General features: G+C 64.6%; 24 protein-coding genes. 6 read left to right on the top strand and 18 right to left on the bottom strand.

Annotation, left to right across the window (positions count from 1 at the left end; translation table 11 throughout):
- Window positions 1–2: 2 nt before the first annotated feature.
- Both fliG and fliF read right to left on the bottom strand, forming a co-directional pair.
- Window positions 3–1,007: a flagellar motor switch protein FliG gene (gene fliG / locus AC56LG_RS05335; protein WP_497165087.1), complete on the bottom strand. Its 1,005-nt coding sequence runs from the start codon at window positions 1,005–1,007 to the stop codon at window positions 3–5.
- A complete protein-coding gene (gene fliF / locus AC56LG_RS05330; protein WP_497165086.1) occupies window positions 1,007–2,704 on the bottom strand; it encodes a flagellar basal-body MS-ring/collar protein FliF in 1,698 nt (565 codons plus the stop codon). The genes fliG and fliF overlap by 1 nt, the downstream gene beginning before the upstream one ends.
- 188 nt (window positions 2,705–2,892) lie before the next feature.
- Between fliF and fliE the strand changes: the two genes are divergently transcribed.
- A complete protein-coding gene (gene fliE, locus AC56LG_RS05325) occupies window positions 2,893–3,279 on the top strand; it encodes a flagellar hook-basal body complex protein FliE (RefSeq protein ID WP_497165085.1) in 387 nt (128 codons plus the stop codon).
- Window positions 3,280–3,370: 91 nt separating this feature from the next.
- Here fliE and AC56LG_RS05320 read toward each other — a convergent pair whose 3' ends face one another.
- The 9 genes from AC56LG_RS05320 to AC56LG_RS05280 form a co-directional block, all read right to left on the bottom strand.
- The gene (locus AC56LG_RS05320; protein ID WP_497165084.1) at window positions 3,371–3,910 is read right to left on the bottom strand and encodes an REP-associated tyrosine transposase; all 540 of its coding nucleotides are present in this window, start codon (window positions 3,908–3,910) and stop codon (window positions 3,371–3,373) included.
- Window positions 3,911–4,038: 128 nt separating this feature from the next.
- Window positions 4,039–4,788, bottom strand: a complete 750-nt coding sequence (locus AC56LG_RS05315; protein ID WP_497165815.1) for a flagellar brake protein — start codon at window positions 4,786–4,788, stop codon at window positions 4,039–4,041.
- Window positions 4,781–5,161 carry an EscU/YscU/HrcU family type III secretion system export apparatus switch protein gene (locus tag AC56LG_RS05310; protein WP_497165083.1) on the bottom strand — a complete coding sequence of 127 codons (381 nt, stop codon included), beginning with the start codon at window positions 5,159–5,161 and terminating at the stop codon, window positions 4,781–4,783. The genes AC56LG_RS05315 and AC56LG_RS05310 overlap by 8 nt, the downstream gene beginning before the upstream one ends.
- Window positions 5,158–6,198 carry a flagellar hook-length control protein FliK gene (gene fliK, locus AC56LG_RS05305; RefSeq protein WP_497165082.1) on the bottom strand — a complete coding sequence of 347 codons (1,041 nt, stop codon included), beginning with the start codon at window positions 6,196–6,198 and terminating at the stop codon, window positions 5,158–5,160. The genes AC56LG_RS05310 and fliK overlap by 4 nt, the downstream gene beginning before the upstream one ends.
- 14 nt (window positions 6,199–6,212) lie before the next feature.
- A complete protein-coding gene (locus tag AC56LG_RS05300; RefSeq protein ID WP_497165081.1) occupies window positions 6,213–6,542 on the bottom strand; it encodes a flagellar protein FliT in 330 nt (109 codons plus the stop codon).
- Complete coding sequence (gene fliS, locus AC56LG_RS05295) at window positions 6,542–6,991, bottom strand: flagellar export chaperone FliS (RefSeq protein ID WP_497165080.1); 450 nt, start codon at window positions 6,989–6,991, stop codon at window positions 6,542–6,544. The genes AC56LG_RS05300 and fliS overlap by 1 nt, the downstream gene beginning before the upstream one ends.
- A 287-nt stretch (window positions 6,992–7,278) precedes the next feature.
- Window positions 7,279–7,476, bottom strand: coding sequence for a hypothetical protein (locus AC56LG_RS05290; protein ID WP_192051601.1), 198 nt, complete (start codon window positions 7,474–7,476; stop codon window positions 7,279–7,281).
- A 138-nt stretch (window positions 7,477–7,614) separates the two neighbouring features.
- Entirely contained in the window at window positions 7,615–9,486 is a 1,872-nt protein-coding gene (locus AC56LG_RS05285; protein WP_497165079.1) for a putative bifunctional diguanylate cyclase/phosphodiesterase, read from the bottom strand.
- 125 nt (window positions 9,487–9,611) lie between these two features.
- Window positions 9,612–11,798, bottom strand: a complete 2,187-nt coding sequence (locus tag AC56LG_RS05280; RefSeq protein ID WP_497165078.1) for a tetratricopeptide repeat protein — start codon at window positions 11,796–11,798, stop codon at window positions 9,612–9,614.
- A gap of 336 nt (window positions 11,799–12,134) precedes the next feature.
- Between AC56LG_RS05280 and AC56LG_RS05275 the strand changes: the two genes are divergently transcribed.
- From AC56LG_RS05275 to fliD, 3 genes are all read left to right on the top strand, one after another.
- The gene (locus AC56LG_RS05275) at window positions 12,135–12,956 is read left to right on the top strand and encodes a flagellin N-terminal helical domain-containing protein (protein ID WP_497165077.1); all 822 of its coding nucleotides are present in this window, start codon (window positions 12,135–12,137) and stop codon (window positions 12,954–12,956) included.
- Between the two features lie 138 nt (window positions 12,957–13,094).
- Window positions 13,095–13,427 (top strand): flagellar protein FlaG, encoded by a 333-nt coding sequence (locus AC56LG_RS05270; protein WP_497165076.1) that lies wholly within the window; start codon window positions 13,095–13,097, stop codon window positions 13,425–13,427.
- A 36-nt stretch (window positions 13,428–13,463) separates the two neighbouring features.
- Window positions 13,464–14,816, top strand: a complete 1,353-nt coding sequence (gene fliD / locus AC56LG_RS05265) for a flagellar filament capping protein FliD (RefSeq protein WP_497165075.1) — start codon at window positions 13,464–13,466, stop codon at window positions 14,814–14,816.
- 63 nt (window positions 14,817–14,879) lie between these two features.
- On the opposite strand, the gene AC56LG_RS05260 is transcribed toward fliD, so the two are convergent.
- From AC56LG_RS05260 to AC56LG_RS05245, 4 genes are all read right to left on the bottom strand, one after another.
- The gene (locus tag AC56LG_RS05260) at window positions 14,880–16,457 is read right to left on the bottom strand and encodes a GGDEF domain-containing protein (protein WP_497165074.1); all 1,578 of its coding nucleotides are present in this window, start codon (window positions 16,455–16,457) and stop codon (window positions 14,880–14,882) included.
- 109 nt (window positions 16,458–16,566) lie between these two features.
- The gene (locus tag AC56LG_RS05255; RefSeq protein WP_497165073.1) at window positions 16,567–17,214 is read right to left on the bottom strand and encodes a response regulator; all 648 of its coding nucleotides are present in this window, start codon (window positions 17,212–17,214) and stop codon (window positions 16,567–16,569) included.
- A 6-nt stretch (window positions 17,215–17,220) separates the two neighbouring features.
- Window positions 17,221–18,690, bottom strand: coding sequence for a PAS domain-containing sensor histidine kinase (locus tag AC56LG_RS05250; protein ID WP_497165072.1), 1,470 nt, complete (start codon window positions 18,688–18,690; stop codon window positions 17,221–17,223).
- The gene (locus tag AC56LG_RS05245; RefSeq protein WP_497165071.1) at window positions 18,687–19,301 is read right to left on the bottom strand and encodes a hypothetical protein; all 615 of its coding nucleotides are present in this window, start codon (window positions 19,299–19,301) and stop codon (window positions 18,687–18,689) included. The genes AC56LG_RS05250 and AC56LG_RS05245 overlap by 4 nt, the downstream gene beginning before the upstream one ends.
- Window positions 19,302–19,413: 112 nt before the next feature.
- Between AC56LG_RS05245 and greB the strand changes: the two genes are divergently transcribed.
- Window positions 19,414–19,983, top strand: a complete 570-nt coding sequence (gene greB, locus AC56LG_RS05240; protein ID WP_497165070.1) for a transcription elongation factor GreB — start codon at window positions 19,414–19,416, stop codon at window positions 19,981–19,983.
- A 55-nt stretch (window positions 19,984–20,038) separates the two neighbouring features.
- Window positions 20,039–20,641 (top strand): biliverdin-producing heme oxygenase, encoded by a 603-nt coding sequence (locus AC56LG_RS05235; protein WP_497165069.1) that lies wholly within the window; start codon window positions 20,039–20,041, stop codon window positions 20,639–20,641.
- 33 nt (window positions 20,642–20,674) lie between these two features.
- Here AC56LG_RS05235 and AC56LG_RS05230 read toward each other — a convergent pair whose 3' ends face one another.
- From AC56LG_RS05230 to AC56LG_RS05220, 3 genes are all read right to left on the bottom strand, one after another.
- On the bottom strand, window positions 20,675–21,463 hold the full coding sequence (locus AC56LG_RS05230) for a hypothetical protein (protein ID WP_497165068.1): 789 nt from the start codon (window positions 21,461–21,463) through the stop codon (window positions 20,675–20,677).
- A gap of 10 nt (window positions 21,464–21,473) precedes the next feature.
- Window positions 21,474–21,677, bottom strand: coding sequence for a hypothetical protein (locus tag AC56LG_RS05225; RefSeq protein WP_497165067.1), 204 nt, complete (start codon window positions 21,675–21,677; stop codon window positions 21,474–21,476).
- Between the two features lie 70 nt (window positions 21,678–21,747).
- Window positions 21,748–23,985 carry a RelA/SpoT family protein gene (locus AC56LG_RS05220; RefSeq protein WP_497165066.1) on the bottom strand — a complete coding sequence of 746 codons (2,238 nt, stop codon included), beginning with the start codon at window positions 23,983–23,985 and terminating at the stop codon, window positions 21,748–21,750.
- Window positions 23,986–24,019 lie beyond the last annotated feature (34 nt).

Here is a 24,019-nt window from a genome sequence, read left to right as displayed (position 1 = left end):
TGTTAGACGAAGGAATCGTCGCCCTTGCCACCCAACACGATCTGCCCTTCGTCCGAGAGGCGGCGCACGATTTGCAGAATCTGCTTCTGCTGCGCTTCCACTTCCGACAAGCGTACCGGACCTTTCGATTCCAGGTCTTCCCGCATCATTTCGCTGGCGCGCTGGCTCATGTTGCGGAAGATTTTCTCACGCAAGTCCTGCGAAGCGCCTTTCAGCGCGATGATCAGCATGTCCGACTGCACTTCGCGCAGCAGCAACTGGATGCCGCGGTCGTCGATGTCGATGATGTTGTCGAACACGAACATCTCGTCCATGATCTTCTGCGCCATGTCGTTGTCGTAGTTCTTGATGTTTTCCATGACGGCGCTTTCCTGCTCGCCGGCCATGAAGTTCAGGATCTCGGCCGCGGTGCGCACGCCGCCGAGCGACGATTTCTTGATGTGCTCGTTACCCGACAGCAGCTTGGTCAACACGTCGTTCAGTTCGCGCAGTGCGGCCGGCTGCACGCCGTCGAGCGTGGCGATGCGCAGCACGACGTCGTTGCGCAGGCGGTCCGAGAAATGGCTGAGGATCTCGCAGGCCTGGTCGCGCTCGAGGTGCACCAGGATGGTGGCGATGATCTGCGGGTGCTCGTTGCGGATCAGTTCCGACACCGATTGCGCATCCATCCACTTCAGGCTTTCGATGCCCGAGGCGTCCTTGCCGCCCAGGATGCGGTTCAAGAGCACGGCGGCCTTGTCGTCGCCCAGTGCCTTGGTCAGCACTTCGCGGATGTATTCGTCCGAATCGAGGCCGACCGTCGAGTGGGCGTCGGCTTCGTCGCGGAAGGATTCGAGCACGCTGACCACCTGCTCGTGCTGCACCGATTTCATTGCCGCCATCGCCGCGCCGAGCTTCAGCACTTCGCGCGGGCCCAGGAATTTCATGACTTCGGCCGCTTCTTCCTCGCCCATGGCGAGCATCAGGATTGCCGCTTTGGTGATGCCGTCCTTGTCCTTGTCGCTCATTATTCCTGTCCCACCCATGCCTTGATTACGTTTGCCACGATGCGCGGATCATTCTTCGCCATCTCTTTTGCCATCGCCAGGTTGGCGCGGTAACTGCGCTCCCGCGGTGCTTCTTCCTCTTCGAGCGGCATGCCGTCCGGTCCCAGTGCCGGCTTGCCGTCGAGGGCGACGATCGCATCTTCGTCTTCTTCGTCCTCGTCCTTCTTTTCCTCTTCCGGCTCGGCGGTCGCTTCGTCGAACTTGCGCACCACGGGGCGCAGCAGCGGGCGCAGGATGCGGAAGTAGAGGAAAGCGATCACGGCGGCGATCAACAGGTACTTGCCGACTTCCATGGCCAGCGGCAGGTTTGCCGGGTCCTTGTACCAGTCGGGGCCGTTCTCGTCCGGGCGGTCGACGCCGTCGAACGGGGCATTCGCCACGTTCATGGTGTCGCCACGCGCCTGCGAATAGCCCATCGCCTGTTTGACCAGTTCGTTGATCTGGGCGACTTCGGCCGCGGCCAGCGGTTTTACCGTGATCTTGCCGGTGTTCGGGTCGACCGAACGGCGGTAATTCACGACCACGCCCACCGTCAGGCGCTTGATGCCGCCCATCGGACGCTGCTCGTAGCGGATCGTCTTGTCGAGTTCATAGTTGGTCGTCGCGTTCTTGCTGGCCGGGCCGGTGGTCGTTTGCGGCGCGGCGGCTGGTGCGCCGCCATCGAGCGGGGCGGTGGCCACGCCCGGCGGCTGGTTCGACAGCGCGCCCGGGATGCCGTTGGCCGGGCCGGTCGTGGCCCCTAGCTGCTCCGAGGTCTGCTGGCTGCGGATCGCCTGCGGTTCCGGCGGCGAATTCGGCTTGTACATCTCGGCGGCGGTATCGACCTGGGCGAAATCGACTTCGGCGGTCGCTTCGGCGCGCACATTGCCCTTGCCGACGATCGGGGTGATCAGCGACTCGACCTGCTTGATGATGTTCTGCTGCACCTGCTCGACATACTTCAGCTGGGTCGCGTCGAGCTGCTTGTTCAGCCCGTTCTGCTTCGGCTGTTCCGACAGCAGGTTGCCGTTCTGGTCGACCACGGTGACGTTGCCGATGGTGAGCTCTGGAATGCTCGACGCCACCAGGTGCACGATGGCGCTGACCTGGCCCGGATCGAGCGCGCGGCCCGATTGCAGGTTGAGCAGCACCGAGGCGGTCGGCTTTTGCTGGTCGCGCACGAACACCGACGGTTTCGGGAGCGCCAGGTGCACGCGCGCGCCGGCCACCGAGCCGAGCGACTGGATCGAACGGGCCAGCTCGCCCTCGAGCGAACGCTGGTAATTGACTTGCTCGAGGAACTGGGAGACGCCCAGCTTCTGGTTTTCCATCAGCTCGAAGCCGACGTTGCCGCCTTTCGGCAGACCCTGCGACGCGAGTTTCAGGCGCAGGTCGGGCACTTGCTCGGCCGGCACCAGGATCGCGGTGCCGCCTTCGGAAAATTTGTACTTCACGCCCATCTGGTCGAGCGCGGCGGTGAGGGCGCCGCCATCCTTGTCGCTGTAGTTGGCGTACAGCACACGGTAATCCGGCGTACTGCTCCACATCCAGATCGCCACGACAACGGCCAGCACGGCCGCCACGCCACCGCCGATGAGCACGTTGCGGCCCATCGGGGTTTTCAGGAACGGTTGTGGAGCAGCAGGATTGTCGAGCAGGTCGTCGGCGGTCGCGGCCATGTTTGTCCAGGAGAGAGAAGAGGTCAGGGCCGAATTATGAAGCCATACGGCAACATTCAAACGCGGGAATAGGGGCCGCTTTCCCCTCCTGCTCGACCCAGTAGCTTGCGCGCACGCTGGTAACCTGTAAGCCTGACATCGCTCCGGTACACCTTGCCGGGGCACGCACGAACATAACAGGAGAACCCATGAGCATAGGCGGAATCGGCGGTATCGACAGCAGCCGCATCGAGGCGATGATGGCCCAGCTCAAGGCTGCCGCCACCAAGCCGGCCGCGCCTTCGCTGGCCCCCGGCGGCCCCGGCGCCCTGGGCGGCATCGGCGGCGGCGCCGTCAACGAAGGCCCGTCGAAGGTCAGCTTCTCCGACGCGTTGAAGAATTCGCTCGAACAGGTCAGCAACTCGCAGAAGCACGCCGAAGAACTCGGCCAGAAATTCGCCATGGGCGACGACAGCGTCAGCCTGTCCGACACCATGATCGCCATGCAAAAATCGAGCATCTCCTTCCAGGCGACGGTGCAGGTACGCAACAAGCTGGTGTCGGCGTATCACGAAATCATGAATATGCAGGTGTGATCCGGGTAGTCAACGCATCCGAAACGGTTGCTTGCTTTTGTAGGGTGGGCACTTGTGCCCACGCGGTCCTACGTATGCACACCACAATCGCCTATTCGATCAACATCCCCGCAATCTCAACCGATCCACCCCAATCCCGCGCATACGTCCCATCGAGCACATACCGATGAAACGTCGAATGTGGCCAATCCACGACCTGTTCGACATATCCATGTTTCACCGGGTTGAAATGGATGTAATCCATGTGCCGTCCAAAATCCTCGTCGTCGCGAATCTGATGCTCCCAGAAGCGCCGCTGCCAGATGGTCGACTCGCGTCGATTCCGACGTGATGGTGTAGAAATCGCATCATCGTGCAGTACTTGCCCGGAGTAGCTCGACACGTAGCGTTTGATGGTCGCCCAGCGCGTCGAATAATCGACATCGTCCTCCGGAAGAGTCCAGATGCAATGCATGTGATCCGGTAGCAGGATCCACGCATCGATCACGAAAGGCCGGATGCCGCGGACAAAGCGGATTGCTTGCGCGAGGTTCGATCGGATTAACGGATTGCAGAAGATCGGACGCCGGCGGTGCGCGACGACCGTGAAGAAGTAGGTAGAGCCAGTGAGAAGGCGGCGGTAGCGTGACATGGTGCGGCATCGTAGTGCGGCACCAGGCGGTTATGGATGTGTTGGATCAATCGTGACGCGGACGGCGGCGAGAATGCAGGAGCGGCCGGTTTGTAGAGTGTGTGACCGCGTGGGCACGAGTGCCCACCCTACGAAAGCCCGGCAAGCCTGGCATTGCGTTCACGTTCGAGCCTGGTAATGTAGCGCTGCACCGCCGCCATGTTGGCGCGCGAGATGTCGACGAACATGCAGCCGATGCGGCGCGTCGGCTTGTTGTTGAGCATGGTGAGGTCGAGGGCGTTGCGTACCTGCAGCGAGGTCGTGACCTGGCCGATGTCCGGCAGGTCGAGGCGGCAATTGGTGAAGGTCTGGCCGACCGTCGAGTTCAATTGCAGTTTGTTGTCGAGCAGCGAAATGCCGCCGCAGCTGATGTCGGCCAGCGGGAAGCTGGCGTTGCCGCCGCCCAGGGCCGGCGGCAGCGGGATCAGGGCCGGCACCGGATTGGTCAGCGGCGTCGGCATGCGGTAGAACTCGCGCCGCTGCAGGCGGATGAGCGAGTCGGGAATCGCCGCGGCCAGGGCGCCAGAACCGCGGTGCTCGGTGTCCTGCACGCCGCCGACGCTGAACAGGATGCGGATCTTGTCGAGGTAGGTTTCGCACAGCACGCTTTTGGCCTGCACGATGCGCTCGTTCTGTTCGCGGTTGATCGAGCGGTCGAGCACGAACATGCCTTCGTCGGCATCGACGTCCAGGATCGAGGTGACGCAGACGTCGGCCTCGCCCTTGATCTTCATGCGGATCAGCTGTTTCTTTTCGCCGATCTGGCGCAGCAGCGCCACGATCTCGCGGCGCGACTGCACTTCGTAGTCGTGCCAGTTTTCCGGTTCCGCATCATGCATTGCTTGCATCTTGTTCCGCCGAGTGTGCAGGTGAGCCTGCTGGTAAATCAATCAGGAGAGCGCTGTCAGGCGGAGTCGACCCAGAAAGCGGACGGCCGAGTTGTTGCGCTGACTCAATATGATATAGCCATGCTAACAGTTCCGCAATTGCGCGGTAGAGGGCGGGCGGAATCTGGCCGTCGAGGTCGATTTCCATCAGCAGCGCCACCAGTTCCTTCGATTCGTGGACGAATACGCCAGCCTCCTGCGCGCGCGCGATGATCTGCTCGGCCACCAGGCCGCGGCCCTTGGCGACGACCGTCGGTGCGGCGGAGCCGGCCGCATAGGCCAGCGCGACTGCGCGCTGCTGGCGTCCGGGCGCAGACTCGGTCATGAACGCTCGCGCTCGTTGATGCGCAAGGCCGCCAGTTCGTTGCCGCTAGCGGCTAGCGCGTCCTGCAGGCCCGGCGCGCCGGCGCGCAGCTGTCCGGCGGCATCCGGCGCCGCCAGCAGTTCGATGTGCAGCTGTGTGCCGCGCAAGCTGACGCTCGCTTCCACCTCGCCCAGCAGGGGGAAGCGCAGGCGCAGGCTGCTCTGCCAGCCGGGAGCGTCGGCATCGCGGTGGCCGGATGCGCCGTCTTCCTCGCGCCGCACTTCCCAGCGCAGCGGCTGGTCCGGCCCGAGCCGGCCCTGCCACACCAGCTGGCCGGATTCCTGGGTCGCCAGCTGCTGGTTGATCAGCTGGGCGGTGGCCGGATCGGTCGGTGGCGTGCCCGGCGCTTTCTGCGCCTGCGGCTCGGCCATCAGTTCGGTCAGCGGACGCTGCCCGTCGGCCCACTGGGCCAGGTGCGACTCGTAGAACAGGCCGCTTTTGGCGACGGCTTGCTGCAACTGGCCGGCCAGCTGCGCCGGGTCGGGCGCCCCTCCCGGCGCCAGCGGCGCCGTCCCGTGCAGGGAAGCCAGCGGTGCGCCGGCGGCGCTTTTCAGGATCTGGCCCAGCAGGCGCGCGGCCGAACTCAGGTCGGCGGCGTTGGCATGGGCGTCGGAGGAGAACAGGGGAGTCGTGGCAGCGGCGACGCCGGCGGCCAGCGCGGCGGCGTTCGCCGACAGCGGCATCAGCTTGCCTTGCAGGGCGGCGTCGCCGAGGCCGAAGGTCGGCTGCGGCGTGGCGGCGAGGACGGTCATGCTCAGTTGCGCGCCGGGCTGGGTACCGGGCGGCAGCGCCATGCGCACGGCGGTATCGGCGACGCGCACCATGAAACTGCCGTCCTGCATGCGCGCCAGCACCGAGACCGGTACCTGGCTGCCGAGCATGGTGGCAAGCGTGCGCTGGAAGGCGTCGAGGCGGGCGTCGCCGGCGCGTTCGAGCGGCGCAGCTGGCTGGACCGGCAGCGGGCCCTTGAGGCCGGGACCGGGAATGCGCTCGACCATACGAAACTAACTAATTACACGCTGCCGTAGGCGGTGGCAAGGCGGCGCTGGGTGCCGGAATTGCTGATCAGGGCGGACAGCTGCGCCATCCACGGCATGGTCAGGTCGCGGATCTTGCGGTCGTCGGCCAGGATGCGGCGGATGCAGTCGATCTTGGTCTGGCGGTGCGAGGCGGTCAGTTCGATCGCGGCTTCCTGGCATTTCAAGGTGTTCACGTGCGCCGTGCAGGCTTGCTCGAGGACCGTCAGGTGGTCCCAGTCGCCGGCTTCGGCGGCGGCCAGCATCTGGCCGGTCAGGTCGGCAACCGCGGTGTATTCCAGCACGACTTCCTGGCCGGTCATCATCAGGCGCTCGCCATGACAGGATAATTCTGCATCGTTGCTGGCGAAGGCGCCTGCAGCGGCTTTTCGCCGATCTGGTTCCAGGCGTCGCGCAGGTCGACCAGCAGGGTTTGCACTTCGTCGAGCAGGGCGGTCTTGTTCTGCAGGCTGGCGGTGAGCAGGCGTTCGGTCATGTACACGTACAGAGAATCCAGGTTGCTGGCAATTTCGCCGCCGGCCTTCTTGTCGAGGCTGGCACGCAGGCCGTTGTTGATGATATCGAGCGCCTTGGCAATCGCGGCGCCTTTCTCGGCGATGTGGCCGGCCGCCATGTGGTTTGCCGCATTCTTGATGGCGGTCAGGGCGCCGTCATACAGCAAAACGATCAGTTTATGGGGCGAAGCCGAAATCACCGAGGTTTCCATTCCTACTTTGGCGTAAGCATTCACGCCGCGCTGCATCGATCCAAACATCGTGCTCTCCAATACATCATTGTGCGAGGAACGCTCCGCTGGGCGTTCCTCCAAGTTCGTGCTGCAACTGGTCGGGGCGGTTTGTCTGCCGGCCTGCCATTCTTCAGCGAGGGTAGTTTACTTGCTTAACGGCAGGTTCTAACCGGACTTGAGAGGCATGATTACCCGGCTTTTTCAGGCTTTATCAAGCCGATAACGGATCGGGATAAAGCCGGCGGGCGATTCACGGAGAAGGAAGAGGCGTTTTGCGCGGCGCCGGCAAAGACCGGCGCGCAGCTTGAAGAAAATCAGTCGTTGCGCGGTTGCTTGCGGCGCTCGTGATGGCGCCGCGAGTCGGGCGATTCGAGCGCGCGCGTCAGGATCGAGCGCGACACGTTACAGGTGTCGAGATAGTTGAGGGCGAACTCGACCCCGCGGATGTCCACCAGGTAAAGAGCGTATTCGGCAGTCAGCGCCGTTTGCTCGTCGGTTCTTCGTTGCATCATAAAGCTCAGCCAAGGGACTCTGTCGACAGCCGGCCAAACGTCATATACGTCTTCCGTGTCGCGTTAGCACAATGATATCCATGTTGGGGCCGCGTGCGACATACATTTGTGAGAAATTGTTTCTGTTGTGACCAGGCATCAGCTTGATCCAGCGCCGGACGCCGGGAAGGCGCCCGCTTCATGGGCATCGAGCGGGCGTGCATAAAAGTACCCCTGTCCCTGATCGCAGCCGGTGTCGCGCAGCGCCATCGCCTGCTCGGCCGATTCGACCCCTTCGGCCACCACCCGCAGCCCCATGCGGTGCGCCATGGCGACAATCGCCTGCACGATGGCACGCGCATCGGCGCTGTGCACCATGTCGTGGACGAACGACTTGTCGATTTTCAGTTTGTCGATCGGCAGGCGCTTGAGGTAGCTGAAGCTCGAGTAGCCGGTGCCGAAGTCGTCGATGCTGAGCGTGACGCCCAATGCGCGCAGGCGGTGCATGAGCGCCAGGCTGCGCTCCGGGTCGGCCATCGACAGGCTTTCGGTCAGTTCCAGTTCCAGCAGGTGCGGCGCAATGCCGGCCTCGTGCAGCAGTTCCTCGACCAGGGCCACCACGTCGCCTTGCAGGAACTGGCGCGCCGACAGGTTCACCGCCACGGGAATGGCGGGCAGGCCGGCGCCATGCCAGGCCGCCATCTGGTGCACGGCGCTGCGCACGATCCAGTCGCCGATCGGGACGATCAGGCCAGTCTCCTCGGCGATCGGCACGAATTCTTCCGGCGAAACGACGCCGTACTGCGGATGGCGCCAGCGCAGCAGCGCCTCGAAGCCGACCAGGCTGCCCTTGTGCAGGTCGATCTTCGGCTGGTATTGCAGGAACAGCTCTTCGCGTTCGAGCGCGCGGTGCAGCTGGTGTTCGAGCGCCAGGCGGCGTCCCATCTCGCGGCGCTGCGCGGGCGCGAAGTGCTGCAGGCGCGCGCCGCCGGTTTCCTTGGCGTGGCGCATGGCCGTGGCGGCGTTGCTGAGCAGGGTATCGGCATCCTCGCCATCGGCGGGGAAGCAGGCGAAGCCGAGGCTGCAAGTGATCGCAATGTCCTTGCCCGCCCACGAGACGCTGCCGTTGACGCTGTCCATCAGCCGGCGCAGGCGCGCCTGCACCGCACCCCCATCGCCGGGGTGGTTCAGGAGCAGCACGAATTCGTCGCTGCCAATGCGCGCCAGCAAGTCTTGCGGGTCGAGTCCGGCCTGCAGGCAGCGGGTGACGGCCACCAGCACTTCGTCGCCGGCGGCGTGGCCAAAGGCATCGTTGATGCGCTTGAAGCGGTCGATGTTCAGGCAGGCCACCGCGGCCGGCGCGGCGCGGCGGCGCCAGCCGGCCACGCTGTCGTGGATCGCGCCGAGCAGGGCCTGGCGGTTGGCCAGGCCGGTCAGTGTGTCGTGCGTGAGCAGGAATTCGACCTGGCCGGCGGCGTCGGCCAGCTGGGCGCCCGAGACGTTCTGCTGGATCCCGTCGTGCAGGCGCTGCGAGGCGATCGCCAGCTGGCGGTGGTAGATCAGTTCCTCGACCATGCGCGCCAGGTCGTGCAGTTCGTCGAGCGCCGCCGCATCGAGTGTGCGTGGCTCGCTGTCGATGATGCACAGGGTGCCCAGCTTGGCCCGCTCGACCGAATACAGCTGCACCCCGGCATAGAAGCGCACATGCGGCTCGCCAGTAACGATCGGGTTGTCGGCAAAGCGCGGATCGCGCGTGGCGTCTTCGATCACCATCGCCTGGTCGGTGAGGATCGCATGGCCGCAGAAGGAGACGTCGCGCGAGGTGTATTGCGCGGCGAAGCCGCAGCGCGATTTGAACCACTGGGTGTCGCTGCCGACCAGCGAGATCAGCGCGGTCGGCACCTTGAGCAGCTTGGCCGCCATGCGCGTGATGCGGTCGAAGGCTTCTTCGGGACCGGTGCCGAACAGGTTTGTCGCATGCAGCGCGGCCAGGCGCCGCGCCTCGTCTACCGGGATGGGTGGTGTCATCATGTACTGGGCGACCCGCATCTTGACGATACGGTTGGGTTCGTGATCCAGCCTGCATTACGCCAGAACGGGCGCTAATTTGCAATTACCGCACAATTGTGAAATCGGCTACGGCCGAGGCCGGTTCGTTACCCCAGGCGCAGGGCAGCCAGTTCGCCGCGCACGGCATCGATCACGCCATCCCAGCCGCCCTTGCGCTCCTGGCGGAACAGGCGTGCAGCCGGGTACCACGGCGAGTCGGTGCGCTCGGTCAGCCAGCGCCAGTCGGCCACCTGCGGCAGCAGCACCCACAGCGGCTTGCCGAGCGCGCCGGCCAGGTGGGCGACGCTGGTGTCGACCGCGATCACAACATCCATCAGGTCGGCCAGGACGGCGGTGTCGGCGAAATCGTTCAGGTGCGCATCCATGCGCAGCACGGGAGACGCAGCCAGCGCCGCGCGGTCGGCGTCGCGGTATTCCTTCTGCAGCGAGACGAACTGGCAATCGAGGTCGAACAGGTGCGCCAACTGGGCGAAGGGCAGGCTGCGGTTGTGGTCGTTGGCATGCTGGGCGTTGCCGCTCCAGACCAGGCCGACGCGCGGACGCCGGCGGGGGCCGAGGCGCGCTTCCCACGCCGCGCGGCGCTCGCCATCGGCTTGCAGGTAGCGCGCGACCGCCGGGATCGAATCGAGTTCGGTGCCGAACGCGAGCGGCAGCGACATCAGCGAACACTGGAAGTCGACCGGCGGCAGCGGCTCGCCCTTGGCCACCACCTGGTCGACGCCCTCCAGGCCGGCGAGCAGGCCGCGCAGCGGCGCCTGTACTTCCATCACGACGTGCGCGCCGCGCGCTTTCACCAGCGGCGCATAGCGGCAGAACTGCAGCGTGTCGCCCAGCCCCTGCTCGGCGTACAGCAGGATGGTCTTGCCGGCGAGCGGGGCGCTACCGTCCCACACCGGTTCCGGAGAGGTACGCTTTTCGGCGTAGCAACTCAGCACTTCGTTATTCCAGCGCCATTCGTAGCCGCGCCAGCCTTCCAGCAAATTACCGTATTGCAGGTTGAGCAGGGCGCGGTTCCAGTGCGGCGGGGCGTAGTTCGGCAGGATGGCGATGGCCTTGTCGAAGCAGGCCAGTGCCTCCTCGTAGCGGCGCATTGCCTCGTAGGCGTTGCCGCGGTTGTTCCAGGTCGCGGCACTGTCGCCGCTGCGCGCCAGCACCACGTCGTAGGCGGCCAGCGCCTCCTCGCTGCGGCCCATGTCCTGCAGCACGTTGGCATGATTCAGCATGCCGTCCATGAACTCCGGATCGATCTCGACCGCGCGCGCGAAGCAGGCCATCGCGTCGTCGAGGCGGCGCAGGCGCTGCAGGACGATGCCGCGTCCGTTCAGGGCCGCGGTGAAGGTCGGGTCGAGCACGAGCGCGACGTCGAAGCATTTGAGGGCGCCGTCGAGCCGGCCCAGTTCGATCAGGAGGTGGCCCAGGCTGACGCGAAACACCGCCGACTGCGCATCGATGGTGACGGCGCGCTGGTAGTCCTCGAGCGCATCGGCGCGGCGGCGCAGGTGGCGCAGCACGTTGGCGCGGCCGTGCCAAGCCTCGGCCGCTTGCGGTTCCTGCGCGAGGATGGTGTCGTAGTCGGCCAGCGCCTCGTCGAGGCGGCCGAGCATGCGCAGCGCCTTGGCGCGGTTCACTTTGGCATCGAGATGGCCGGGATGGCGCGCGCAGGCCAGGTCATACGCCGCCAGCGCTTCGTCGTGGCGTGCAGCGGCGATCAGGATGTTGCCGCGATTGTTCAAGGCTTCGGCGTGGTTGGGGTCGAGCTTGAGTGCGCGTTCGACGTGCTCCAGCGCTTCTTCATGACGCTTCAGGTGCAGCAGCACGGCCGCGCAATTGTTGCAGGCGGCGACGTCGCGCGGCGCCAGTTCGAGCGCACGCCGGTAGCTGGCCAGCGCTTCCTCGTAGCGCTTGAGGCGCTCGAGCACGTTGCCGCGGTTGTACAGGGCGTCGACATTGCCCGGCGACAGCGCCAGCGCCTGGCCATAGCTCTGCAGGGCCGATTCGTGCTCGCCGATCGCCTTGAAAATGTTGCCGAGGTTGCTGTACACGGAAGACACCCCAGGATCGACGCTGATCGCCTCGCTCATGAACTGCAGGGCCAGCGCATGGTCGCCGTTCTGGTAGCCGAGGATGCCGATGTGGTGCAGCGTATCGAAGTGGCGCGCATCGCGCTGCAGGGCGGCCTCGTAGCTGGTGAAGGCGGCATCGAATTGCCCTTTCTGGTGCGCGGCCAGGCCGGTGGCGAACAGGCGGTCTGCGGGAGTTTGCTTTTTCTTCATGGCGCGGCTTTCGCTGGTAGAACGACGCAATGCGGACGATCCGCATGCTGGTAGGCCAGCAGTGTAGCTCCGGGGGTCTTGAATTGAAGCAATGAATAAAAGGGGAAACAACGGCTAAATATTCCGCTGGCGCTGCCGTTGACGTCCTTGTTGCAGGCAGGGCAGGACAGTAAAACGCCTCAATGCAAAGTTGCTCACAAACATTTTTTTAAAAATTTCCTCAAGGTTTTGCAGAGGCCTCCGTTAAAGGATTCAAGCGAGCGGAAAACGCCACGCAAGAAACCAACCGAACCCTGATAGCAGCACCAAAACTGAACTGCCCACTGGAGAATAACCATGTCGACCATCAATACCAACCTGTCCTCGCTGAACGCACAACGTAACCTGACCAAGTCGAACAACGAACTGTCGACCTCGATGCAGCGCCTGTCGTCGGGCCTGCGCGTGAACAGCGCCAAGGACGATGCCGCCGGCATGTCGATCGCCACCAAGATGGACGCCCAGATCCGCGGCATGTCGCAGGCATCGCGTAACGCCAACGACGGCATCTCGATGATCCAGACCGCCGACGGCGCGCTGTCGAACATCTCGGACGCACTGCAGCGTATGCGTGAACTGGCGGTCCAGGGCGCCAACGCCACCAACGGTTCGTCGGAATGGTCGAACATCGACACCGAAATGAAAGCGCTGAACACCGAAATCGGCCGTATCGCTTCGGACACCAAGTTCAACGGCACCGCGCTGCTGACCGCAACCGCCGTCTCGAAAGACATCCAGGTCGGCGCCGATTCGGGCCAGAAGATCACCGTCAGCTTCGGCGCCAACACCGCCTACGCCGGCCTGTCGGAAAGCGCGATCGTCGTCACCGACGTGACCAGCGCATCGGCTGCCATCAGCGCCATCGACAACGCCCTGAAGTCGCTCAACACCGAGCGTTCGTCGCTGGGTACCGCCCAGAACCGCATGGGCTACGCCATCAGCAACCTGGCAACCTCGATCGAGAACCAGTCGGCCGCGAAGAGCCGCATCACCGACACCGACTACGCTGCCGAAACCAGCAAGCTGAGCCGCTCGCAGATCCTGCAGCAGGCCGGTACCGCGATGCTGGCCCAGGCCAACTCGGCCCCGAACAGCGTGATGTCGCTGCTGCGCGGTTAATCGACGAAGCTTGAAGTCAACGATTGAGCCAACGGTATAATCGTTGAATCGGATGACGAACTTGCTATGCGGGGCTGAGCCCCGCATAGTCGTTCTTGAGGAGGCGCAATGTTGCAACCGTTAAACGCTGGAATCCCAATGGCCGTCGCCGGCAACGGCGCACGGCCATCTGTCGATGGCACCGCGAAAACGGGCGCAGTCGCCACCCCGGCCGCTGTCCCTGCCACGGCGCCTGAGCGGGAACCCCGGCACGCCGAACTGAGCAACGCCGTGGCCGACCTCAACAAGGTAGCCCAGGCCGCCGCGCAGGGCGTGCGTTTTTCGGTCGACGAAGATACCGGCCGCACCGTGGTCAAGGTGGTCGATACCCAGACCGACAAGGTGCTGCGCCAGATTCCGACGGTCGAGGCGCTGAAATTGTGGCGCTCGATCGAGCAGATGCAAGGCGTGATGTTGCGCGACACGGCCTGAGGCGTAAGCGCCCGGCCTACTTGAAGGGAGAATCAGATGGCAATCAGTGCTGCTGGCATGTTATCCGGACTGGACGTCGACGGCCTCGTCTCGTCGCTGATGTCGATCGAGCGGCAACCGCTCGCCAACCTGCAGTCGAAGCAATCGAGTTTCAACTCCAAGCTGTCCGCCTTCGGCACCCTGAAAAGCGCCGTCTCGACCTTCCAGACCGCGGTCAAGAACGTCGCGGGCGATTCCCTGGCGGCCCTGACGGCCACTTCCAGCAAGACCGACACGATCGGCGTCTCCACCGTCAAGGGCAGCGGCGCCGCCGCCGGCACCTATGCCATCGAAGTGAGCAAGCTGGCGCAGAGCGACAAGCTGGTGTCCGGCGGCGTCGCCCCTGGTACCACCTTCAGCGCCGCCGGTAGTTCGATGGCGATTTCGATCGGCGGCAAGACCACCAACCTGACGCTCACCGACGGCTCGCTGGCCAGCCTGTCGAGCGCGATCAACAAGGCCAATGCCGGCGTCACCGCCACCGTGCTCAACGACGGCACCAGCGACCGCCTGGTCATCACCGGCAACGATACCGGCACCGCCAACAGCGTCAGCATTGCCGCCACCGGCAGCCTGGCGCAGTTCGCCACCGGCGCCGGCAGCACCATGACCAAGTCGCAAACCGCGCAGAACGCCGAAATGACGATCGACGGCATCGCCGTCTCGAAACCGTCGAACACCGTCACCGACGCCATCAAGGGCGTGACCCTGAACCTGGCCCAGACCAACGTCGGCAGCCCGGTCAAGATCAGCCTGGCGAAGGACAACACGGCCGTCACCGCCAGCATCAACGCCTTCGTCGACGCCTACAACACGCTGGCCACCGCGGTGAACAAGCAGACCGCCTACAACGCCACCACCAAGAGCGCGGCCGTCCTGAACGGCGACGCCGGTGCGCGCTCGATCCTCACCGGCATCCGCGCCGAACTGGGCAAGGCGGTCGGCGGCGCCAGCGGCCTCAAGACGCTGTCGGACATCGGCATCGCCTTCCAGCGCGACGGCACCCTCAAGCTGGAAAAGCCGGACAAGCTGAAAAGCGCGCTGGAAACCAATTTCGAGGGCGTCTCGAGCCTGTTCTCGGCGGAAGACGGCGTCGGCACGCGCCTGGCCAAGGTCACCGAAGAGATGCTGGGCTCGAAAGGCGTCTTTAAAACCCGCACCGACGGCCTGAACGCGACGATCCAGGGCCTCGGCAAGAGCCAGGACCGGATGGAGCTGCAACTGGCCCAGACCGAAAAGCGCTACCGCGCCCAGTTCACCGCGCTCGACACCTCGATGGTGAACATGCAGAGCATGAGCAGCTACATGACGCAGCAGCTGGCGGCGCTGGCGGCAAATGCGGGGTATTGAGTTTTAATCGGTCGAATGAAGAATGCCCGCGGATGCGGGCATTTTTTTTGATGGGTGCAAGCGTTATTCCGCGACGACGACCCGGTTCTTGCCGCTCTGCTTGGCCTGGTACATGGCCCGGTCCACGCGCTCCAGCAGCGTCGCCTGGTCTTCGTTGGGCAGGCGCAAGGCCACCCCGGCCGAGAAGGTGATCAGCAGCTTCTCGTTATCGTGCATGAAGAAATGCTTGGTCAGCTCGCGCTGCAGGCGGGTCATGGTCAGCACCGCCGCCTCGACCGGGGTTTCCGGCAGCATGATCATGAATTCCTCGCCGCCGAAGCGGGCGATCACGTCGATCGAGCGCAGCGTCGACTTCACCACCTTGGCCAGGTGGCGTAGCGCATTGTCGCCGGCCAGGTGGCCATAGGTATCGTTGAGCTTCTTGAAATTGTCGAGGTCGAGCAGGGCCACGCACAGCGGCGTGTTGCGGCGGTCGGCGCGCGCGCTTTCGCGCTCGAACACGTCGTCCAGGCCGCGCCGGTTGAGGGTGCCGGTCAGCTGGTCTTCGCGCACCAGTTCGCTCATGTGCTGGAGCTTCGCTTCCAGTTCGCGGATGCGGTTTTCCGCTTCCTGCACGTCGCGGTGGGCGGCCAGCATGCGGTCGCGCGAGGCCAGCGCCTCAGCTTGCGCCTGTTTCGTCTCGCGCAGCACTTCGTCGAGCACGCCGTTCAGTTCGGTGACGTCGGCGGCATGGCGGATGCGCTCCGAAAAGCCGCCCAGCTTGTCGTGGTAGTCGCCGGTCGAGGCCGCCAACGAACCGAGACGGTCGATGAAGGTCATCATCATGTTCTTGACGGTGGCCTTGACGTCCGACAGGCCGTGCTTCAGCTGGCCCTGCTTGTAGATCACGTCCTTCAGGCTGCGCGTGACGTCTTCCAGCGCGCGCGTATCGATCGGGCCGGCGATGAGTTCCTGCACGGCGTCGATCTGGCCGCGCATCCAGCTGTCGTCCTCGAGCAGTTCGCTGACGTTTTCCAGCAGCAGCTTGAACAGGCGCAGCAGCAGTTCCTGCTGTTCGCCGGCGTCGCCGCTGTGCAGCTCGATCTGGAAACACAGTTCCTTCAGGCGCGCGGCGATTTCCTGCAGCGCCGCTTCGCCATGTGCGACCTTCACCGCCGCGCCCAGCGACTCGGCTTCGCTCGCCAGCGTCGGGCTGGCCGGCAGCAGCGAGGCCAGCGCAAAGGCCAGCGTGCGGCTGAGCAGGTCGCGCAGCAGCTTGGTGTCGTTGCTTTCCATGCCGTAGGTGACGCCCGGCGGAATGCCGCGCCGCAAGTGTTTTTCGACCAGTTGCGACAGGGCGCGCGCGTAGCCGTCCCAGTCGCGCGCCTTGACGGCACGGTTCAGGCGGCGGCCGTATTCGGCCAGCTCGCCCGGGGTATCGGTCAGCTGGGTGGCGAAGTCGCCGAGGACGAGTTCGACCGCGGCCGGGGCGGGCGCGGCCGCCGGCTTCGGAACGCCGGCGATCTCGTCGTAGATATCGCGGTAGGCGTCGGGCGTCGGCGCGATGCGGCGCGTGGCCAGGCGCCGGAAGGCTTCCCTGGCGATTTCAACAGGGTTCTGCGCGACGGGGTTCTGGGCGGGCGGGACGGGAGGGTTAGGCATGATGCGACGGCACGTATTTACTATCTCGCAATGATAAGCACCTTTTCATTCCGTCATCGCTCGATTAGAGGCGGAAAAGTCTTTTACTTAGGGGTAATGGATGAGCTGATTACTCCACCAGCTGGTTGCGGATCGCGTAGTGGGTCAGTTCCGCACTCGTCTTGAGGTTCATTTTCGCCAGCAGGCGGGCGCGGTATTCGCTGACGGTCTTGACCGACAGCGACAATTCGCGCGCGATTTCGCTCACCGTCTTGCCCGAGGCGATCATGGTCAGCGTCTGGAATTCGCGGTCGGACAAGGCGTCGTGCGGCGGCGCGTCGTGGTCCGTGCCGACCTGGCTCGCCAGCGCCTGGGCCAGCGTCGCGCTGACGTATTTCTGGCCGCCGGCGACCTGGCGGATGGCGGTGACCAGTTCGCGCGGCGCGCTCTGCTTGGTCAGATAGCCGGCGGCGCCCGCTTTCAAGGCGCGGATCGCGTACTGGTCTTCGCGGTGCATCGACAGCATCAGCACGGCCAGGTCGGGCCGTTCCTGCTTGATCTGTTTCAGCACCTCGATACCGTTACGGTCCGGCATCGAGATATCGAGCAGCATCACGTGGCAGCGCGATTTGCGGAACAGCTTGATGGCGTCCAGCCCGTTCTCGGCTTCGCCGGCGACGACGATGTCGCGCTGCTCGGCCAGGATCTGTTTCAAACCCTCGCGCACGATGGCATGGTCGTCGGCGATGAATACGCGGATGGTGGCTTTGTCGGTCATTGTTCCCTATGTATTTTCACTACGCGCAGCTGTCAACGGCGCCAGCCTGATCTTGATCGTCACCATCGTGCCACCTCCGGGCGCCGCCGACAAGGTCAATGTGCCGCCCAGCGCGCGCGCCCGTTCGCTCATGCCGCGCAGGCCGAACGAAGCCGGCTTCAGGCGGTCGGCCGGGGCGATGCCGCGGCCGTTGTCGCAAATGGCCAGGGTCAGGTGCTGGCGCTGGCGCTGGCGCCGCAGCGTCACCGTGACGCGGGTGGCGCCGGCGTGCTTCGCGACATTCGTCAGCGCTTCCTGGAACACGCGGAACAGCGCCGCCGCATGGTCCGGGTCCAGTTCGATCTCGCGCTCGGCGCTGCGGAAGACGCAGGCGATGCCGGACCCCTTTTCGAATTCGCGCGCCTGCCATTCGAGCGCGGCGACGATCCCGAGGTCGAGCGTCGAGGGTCGCAGGTCGAGCGAGATGCGGTGCACGGCATCGATGGTGCGGTCGACCAGGTCGTCGAGGTAGCTCGCCTTTTCCAGCAGGGCCGGCTGCTCGGGCGGCAGGCGGCTTGCGAGCATCGACAGCGCCATCTTGATGGCGGTGAGGTTGCCGCCCAGGTCGTCGTGGATCTCGCGGGCGATGCGCGCCCGTTCCTGTTCCTTCACCTGCTCGATGTGGTCGGTCAGTTCGGCCAGCCGCGCGCGCGAACGCAGCGCATCCTGCTGTTCGATCTTGCTGTCGGTGATGTTGGTCATGATGCCGTCCCACTGCACAGCACCCGCGGGGCCGGCATGTGGGGTGGCCCGCAGGTTGATCCACTTGACGTCTTTCCAGGCGTCGATCCAGATCCTGCCTTCCCAGTTCCAGCCCGAGAGCGCAATCTTCGAGACCGCCATCGCTTCCAGGTAGCCCTTGCGGTCTTCCGGCAGCAGCAGGCGCAGGAACAGGTCGGGGTCGCGCTGCAGTTCGTCCGGCGCTACCCCAAGCAAGGGCGCGCAGCCGTCGCTCAGGTAGGGGTAGCTGTGGCGCCCGTCGGCGTCGAGCACGAACTGGTAGACCAGGCCCGGCGTGTGGTTGACGATCGCATTGAAGCGCGATTGGTACTGGGCCAGCGCGGTCGACGCGGCCAGTTCCAGCGACAGGTCGTCGCCAACCGCCAGCAGCAGCGCGCGCCCATCCTGGCGCGTACGCAGAAAAGTCAGCTTGACGGGATAGCTGCTGCCGTCGGCGCGGCGCAGTTCGGTGCGCAGGCAGCGCTGTTCGGTGATGTCGGCGTCCAGGCTGGCTACCAGCGCGCTCAGCGTAGCCTCGTCCAGGCTGGGGGCGATGTCGGGCGCGCGCATGGCTACCAAGGCGGCGGCGTTGTAGCCGAGATTGGCGCGTGCGCTCGGGTTGACGTCGACCAGGGCCAGCGTGGCGGGATCGATCAGGAAGACTTCGGCCGGGGCCGCGTGCATCGGCGCGGGCAGGGCAGCGGTGTCGGGCGTCATGGTTCGTCGCTCCCCGGTTTGCGGCGCCGGCGCCAGAGCGAGACGAAGCGGCGCAGGGCGCGCGCGCTGCGCGTGGCATGGCGGCTGCCGAAGGGCACCGAGGGCTTCAGTTGATAGCGCAGCCGGCGCAGGGTGCGGCGCAGCGTCGACAGCGAGCGGCGCGCGCTGCTGTACATCGGGCTGGCCCGGAAGCGGGCAATGAGCTGGTCCTTGAAGATCATGAAGCGATTGTGCCACCGCGCAAACCAGACCAGCGCCAGCAAGGACGGCAGGGTCAGCAGATAGATGCGCGCCACCACCATCGCCCCGCCGACCTTGGCGAGGATGAACACCAGCAAGCCGGTAACCGCGTGGCCGTGGGCGATCGCCAGCAGCGCCAGCAATTTGACCGGCAACAGCAGCAGGCCGGGCAGGGCAAAGGCCAGCAGCGCGGCCCACGGCGGCAGCCGCCGGATGCCGTTCTCGAGCGCGCGCAGCGGCGGCCAGGCGGCCAGCGCGCCGGCGCAGCGGCTGCCGGCCGCCCACAACCATTGCTCGGCCAGCAGCAACAGCGCCACCAGGTTCACGAGTGGCGCCAGCAGCAGACCGCGGGTCGGATGTGGGCTTGTCATTTTGCGCATGATACGGCATTCGCGGCGCCGATCCTTAGGCGACGCTGAGCCGGGTTGCGGCGTGCTGCGCTACTGTCCTTCAGCGCTTTCGATCTGGCGCTACAATGGACGAATGAACAAGGCATTCGTAAAAGAGTCCGACAACGACGACGGCGATGAAGACGCCATCGCCCTGGCGCAGGCAATTCCCGCCGGCGCCAAGAACTACATCACCCCTGGCGGCTATAAAGCCATCAAGGACGAGCTGTTGCAGCTGATCGACGTCGACCGTCCGGAAGTGGTGCGCATCGTGCACTGGGCCGCCTCCAACGGCGACCGCTCGGAAAACGGCGACTACATCTACGGCAAGCGCCGCCTGCGCGAAATCGACCGCCGCATCCGTTTTCTTACCAAGCGCATGGACTCGGCCTTCATCGTCGACCCCAGCGTGCACCACGGCAATGACCAGGTCTTTTTCGGCGCCACCGTTACCTACGTCAACAAGGCGGGCGACGAGCACACCGTTACCATCGTCGGCATCGACGAGCTCGACCCGTTGCGCGGACGCATCAGCTGGGTGTCGCCGGTGGCGCGCGCGCTGACCAAGTGCCGCGAAGGCGACGTTGCTACCCTGGAAACGCCGCAGGGCAGCGAGGAGCTCGAAATCGTCTCGGTCGCGTATCCGGAGCCGATCACGGACTGATCGGGCGGGTGGTAAGATGCGGATTTGGCGTATCTGGCCGCATCTGATCCCCTTCATGAACCGTTCCACCGACACCGCACGCGAGTCCGACGTCCTGGCCGCGCTGCGCCAAGCCACGGCTTCGCGCCACGAACGCCTCGACAGCGGCTTGCCGTTATCGCGGCCCGACGCCACCCTGGCCGACTACGCCCGGCACCTGCAACTGCTGCGCGCCTGGCTGATCCCGCTCACCGCCTGGCAGCAGGGCTACAGCGACGGCCCGCAAGGCCCGGCCGGCATCGCCGCCGCCCCGCACCTGGAACTGATCGAGGCCGACCTGGCCGAGCCATCCCTGGCCGCCTTCGCACGCGCGCCGCAGCTTGACGCCGCACCCTGGCCGACGGCCGCCAGCGCCGCCTACCGCTGGGGCGTCGCCTACGTCGTCGAAGGCTCGCAACTGGGCGGCGCGGTGCTCCATAAACGCCTCGCCGACCAACTGGCGCCGCACCCGCTGCGCTACCTGCGCGGCGCCGGCGAAGGCGGCCCCGGCCCGCGCTGGCGCGCCTTCATGCTGGCGCTGCGCGAGCAGGTGCAGGATGAGGCGCAGGTAGCCGATGCCTGTGCGGGGGCGTGCGATGCGTTCGACCGGATACTGGGGCTGGCGTTCGATCAGGCCTAGAGTAGCCCGGCTCCACCCGGGTATCTGGTCGCCCTATGGCGCCGCGCCACCTGGGGAGCCTGCTTCCAGTGGTATTGCGGCGGTCAGCTTCACATATTGGACGTTCAAGGTAATCGCTTCACTATAGCGAAGCACGAAATTATCGCCATCGACCGGATAAAAACGTTCGTTTCCTGGAATGGCTCCATTTTGCTCGATCGATTTATCTTTCGATAACGGGCGACGTAATACTTGCTGAAGGATCAAGCGGTCCAGCTGTCCTTCCGAATCGAAATAAAAGTCGTCCAGGATTCCAACGTAAAGCATGGCCTCCTTCGCCACTTCAACAATCGCCGAAATGAACACCAGGTCCGGCTGCTCATCCTCGCTGAAGTCGGCTCCAGTGAGGAGGTAATACCAAGGCGCATCGTGGAAGCGAAATACCGTACTCAACGGTGCACCATCGCGATCCAGCCTGAAGCACGAGATTGCGCTCCGCACCACTACTGGAATCAGAAACGAAGCGATCAACAGCGAAATACAATACATGGCAATCGGTTGAAATTCGATGCCCACCTGCTGCGCTGCGCTGGCTTGGTTAGCAGGCACGGAGGACAGCAAGTTCATGAACACGACTGGCTCAAAATGCCGTGAGAACAAGAAATAGGACAATGTCAGCCATGCCAGGTGAAGCAGGACAGCCCACAGCACAGCCTCAGCCACGACGCGGCCGAAGGGTGAAAAATCGATGGAGGTACGTTCTGCGCGTTTCAGGCCACTTCGGAAGATGAAGCCTGGCAGCAGGATGACAAACAGGATGAGCGTCGGCAACGCGACATTCATCGTTACAGGGTCAAGCTGCCTTGGCAGCCTTCGGAACGACGGTGGCCTGCACCGTCAGCGCACCATCCGCACTACGAATCAGGAATGGGTGCGCACCAGCTTGCTGCGGCCGTACGCCGCTCGGCTTCCTGTTCACCAGGAAATCGCGCAGTTGGTCGCTCGCGGCCGGGTCAGCGAGGAGTTGCGTCGCCAGTTTGCTTTTGAGTGCTTTCATGAAGCTACTATGCCATAAATACCAAAGAACGTGGAGCGCGCTCAAACGGTCTTGAGCGTACACAAAGCGGTCAGGCGCGCTCGCGCTCCACCCGGTTCACCCCCGCGACTCTTCTCAGGTTGCGAATCAAATGCGCCAGGTGCACCCGGTCCTTGACCTGGATCGTGAAGCGCAGCTGCGTCATCATGTTTTCGTCGTCTTCGTCCATGCCGACATAGGTGATGTTGCCGTCGGACTCGCCGATCTCGGCCGCCACGCGCGCCAGGATGCCTTTTTCGTTGTTGATCAGCAGGCGGATGCGACAGTCGAAGCGGCGGTTTAGTTCTTCTCCCCACTGCACCGCGATCCAGCGGTCCGGCTCTTTTACGCGCAGGCGTTTCGCCGGCAGGCAGTCGCAGGTGTGCACGACCAGGCCCTGGTCGCGTCGCAATTGCCCGGTGATCTGGTCGCCCGGGATCGGCAGGCAGCACGGCGCCAGCTGCACCGAGACGCCTTCGCTGCCGTAGATCGTGACCGGGTCGATGTCGGCGGCCGGCGGCATGTTCGACGGTACCGTCACCGCTTCGCCTTCGATCAGGCCGAAGATGTGGCGGGCGACGAGCGCCGGCATGCGCTTGCCGATGCCGATGTCGGCGTACAGCTCGTCCATCGACTTGGCCGAGGATTCGGCCAGCAGCTTGTCGATCGTGCCCGGCGCCAGCTCCGGCTCGATGTTGCGCGCGGCCAGTGCCTGCGCCAGCAATTCCTGGCCCAGTTCCACCGACTCGTTGACGTTGATCGTGCGCAGGTAATGCCGGATCGCCGAGCGCGCCTTGCCGGTGCGGACATAGCTGAGCCAGACCGGGCTCGGGCGCGAATCCGGGTCGGTGACGATCTCGACGATGTCGCCGTTGTGCAGCTCGGTGCGCAGCGGCTGGGTTTCGTTGTTGATCTTGACCGCTACCGTGTGGTCGCCGATGCCGGTGTGGATCGAATAGGCGAAGTCGAGCGCCGTGGCGCCGCGCGGCAGGGCGATGATCTTCGATTTCGGCGTGAACACGTAGACCGAATCGGGGAACAGGTCGACCTTGACGTGCTCGAGGAATTCGGCCGAGTCGCCGGTCTGCTGCTGGATGTCGAGCAGCGACTGCAGCCAGGCGTGGGTACGCTGCTGCAGGTCCGACATGTTCTGGTCGCCCGTCTTGTACAGCCAGTGCGCGGCCACGCCGCTCTCGGCGGTGCGGTGCATGTCCTGGGTGCGGATCTGGAATTCGACCGGGGTGCCGTAAGGGCCGATCAGGGTCGTGTGCAGCGACTGGTAGCCGTTCAGTTTGCGGATCGCGATGTAATCCTTGAACTTGCCCGGCATCGGCTTGTACAGGGCGTGCAGGGTACCCAGCGTGACGTAACAGTTCGGCACGGTGTCGACCACGATGCGGAAACCATACACGTCGAGCACCTGCGAGAACGACAGGTGCTTGTTGCGCATCTTTTTATAGATGCCGAACAGGGTCTTTTCGCGGCCGTAGACTTCGGCGTGGATGCCGCCCAGGGCCAGCGTGTTCTTGACCGCTTCGAGGATCTTCTTGACCACTTCGCGCCGGTTGCCGCGCGCCGCTTTCACCGCTTTCGACAGCGTGCGGTAGCGCAGCGGGTACAGGTGCGAAAAGGCGAGGTCCTGCAGTTCGCGGTAGATGTTGTTCAGGCCGAGGCGGTGCGCGATGGGCACGTACACTTCCATCGTCTCGCCGGCGATGCGGCGTTTTTTCGCCGGCGTCATCACGCCCAGCGTGCGCATGTTGTGCAGGCGGTCGGCCAGCTTGATGAGGATGACGCGCACGTCGGAAGCCATGGCCAGCAGCATCTTGCGGAAGTTTTCCGCCTGCGCTTCGACCAGGCTCTGGAACTCGATCTTTTCCAGTTTCGAGAGGCCGTCGACGAGGTTCGCCACCTGCGGGCCGAAGCGTTCGAGCAGCTCTTCCTTCTTGACGTCCTGGTCTTCGATGACGTCGTGCAGCAAGGCGGCCATGATGGCTTGCGCGTCGAGCTTCCACTCGGCGCAGATCTCGGCGACGGCGATCGGATGCGAAATATAGGGTTCGCCCGACTTGCGCACCTGGCCGAGGTGCATCTCGTCGGAGAAGCGGTAGGCTTCGCGGACTTTCTTGAGTTCGACGGGCGTGAGGTAGTCCGAGAGCTTGTCGATCAGCTGGGTGACCGAAGCGACGCCGATGGCGTGGGGTTCAGGGACTTCTTGCGGCTTGCCCGGGCGCCGGGCCCGGGTGGTGGTGTTGCCTGAGTGGGTCGAGTCCGGGGGGAACAGGTTCATACGAGGTTCATACGTTATGTCGATCAGCCGCAGT

The organism is Telluria sp. ZB2R32 (genome assembly GCF_059685715.1).
The sequence above is the reverse complement of the archived record's forward strand: the minus strand, read 5'-3'. Positions and strand labels throughout refer to the sequence as shown.

Coding starts and splice junctions, on each gene's coding strand:
- fliG (WP_497165087.1), bottom strand. CDS start 1,007: ATGAGCGACAAGGACAAGGACGGCATCACCAAAGCGGCAATCCTGATG.
- fliF (WP_497165086.1), bottom strand. CDS start 2,704: ATGGCCGCGACCGCCGACGACCTGCTCGACAATCCTGCTGCTCCACAA.
- fliE (WP_497165085.1), top strand. CDS start 2,893: ATGAGCATAGGCGGAATCGGCGGTATCGACAGCAGCCGCATCGAGGCG.
- AC56LG_RS05320 (WP_497165084.1), bottom strand. CDS start 3,910: ATGTCACGCTACCGCCGCCTTCTCACTGGCTCTACCTACTTCTTCACG.
- AC56LG_RS05315 (WP_497165815.1), bottom strand. CDS start 4,788: ATGCATGATGCGGAACCGGAAAACTGGCACGACTACGAAGTGCAGTCG.
- AC56LG_RS05310 (WP_497165083.1), bottom strand. CDS start 5,161: ATGACCGAGTCTGCGCCCGGACGCCAGCAGCGCGCAGTCGCGCTGGCC.
- fliK (WP_497165082.1), bottom strand. CDS start 6,198: ATGGTCGAGCGCATTCCCGGTCCCGGCCTCAAGGGCCCGCTGCCGGTC.
- AC56LG_RS05300 (WP_497165081.1), bottom strand. CDS start 6,542: ATGATGACCGGCCAGGAAGTCGTGCTGGAATACACCGCGGTTGCCGAC.
- fliS (WP_497165080.1), bottom strand. CDS start 6,991: ATGTTTGGATCGATGCAGCGCGGCGTGAATGCTTACGCCAAAGTAGGA.
- AC56LG_RS05290 (WP_192051601.1), bottom strand. CDS start 7,476: ATGATGCAACGAAGAACCGACGAGCAAACGGCGCTGACTGCCGAATAC.
- AC56LG_RS05285 (WP_497165079.1), bottom strand. CDS start 9,486: ATGATGACACCACCCATCCCGGTAGACGAGGCGCGGCGCCTGGCCGCG.
- AC56LG_RS05280 (WP_497165078.1), bottom strand. CDS start 11,798: ATGAAGAAAAAGCAAACTCCCGCAGACCGCCTGTTCGCCACCGGCCTG.
- AC56LG_RS05275 (WP_497165077.1), top strand. CDS start 12,135: ATGTCGACCATCAATACCAACCTGTCCTCGCTGAACGCACAACGTAAC.
- AC56LG_RS05270 (WP_497165076.1), top strand. CDS start 13,095: ATGGCCGTCGCCGGCAACGGCGCACGGCCATCTGTCGATGGCACCGCG.
- fliD (WP_497165075.1), top strand. CDS start 13,464: ATGGCAATCAGTGCTGCTGGCATGTTATCCGGACTGGACGTCGACGGC.
- AC56LG_RS05260 (WP_497165074.1), bottom strand. CDS start 16,457: ATGCCTAACCCTCCCGTCCCGCCCGCCCAGAACCCCGTCGCGCAGAAC.
- AC56LG_RS05255 (WP_497165073.1), bottom strand. CDS start 17,214: ATGACCGACAAAGCCACCATCCGCGTATTCATCGCCGACGACCATGCC.
- AC56LG_RS05250 (WP_497165072.1), bottom strand. CDS start 18,690: ATGACGCCCGACACCGCTGCCCTGCCCGCGCCGATGCACGCGGCCCCG.
- AC56LG_RS05245 (WP_497165071.1), bottom strand. CDS start 19,301: ATGACAAGCCCACATCCGACCCGCGGTCTGCTGCTGGCGCCACTCGTG.
- greB (WP_497165070.1), top strand. CDS start 19,414: ATGAACAAGGCATTCGTAAAAGAGTCCGACAACGACGACGGCGATGAA.
- AC56LG_RS05235 (WP_497165069.1), top strand. CDS start 20,039: ATGAACCGTTCCACCGACACCGCACGCGAGTCCGACGTCCTGGCCGCG.
- AC56LG_RS05230 (WP_497165068.1), bottom strand. CDS start 21,463: ATGAATGTCGCGTTGCCGACGCTCATCCTGTTTGTCATCCTGCTGCCA.
- AC56LG_RS05225 (WP_497165067.1), bottom strand. CDS start 21,677: ATGAAAGCACTCAAAAGCAAACTGGCGACGCAACTCCTCGCTGACCCG.
- AC56LG_RS05220 (WP_497165066.1), bottom strand. CDS start 23,985: ATGAACCTGTTCCCCCCGGACTCGACCCACTCAGGCAACACCACCACC.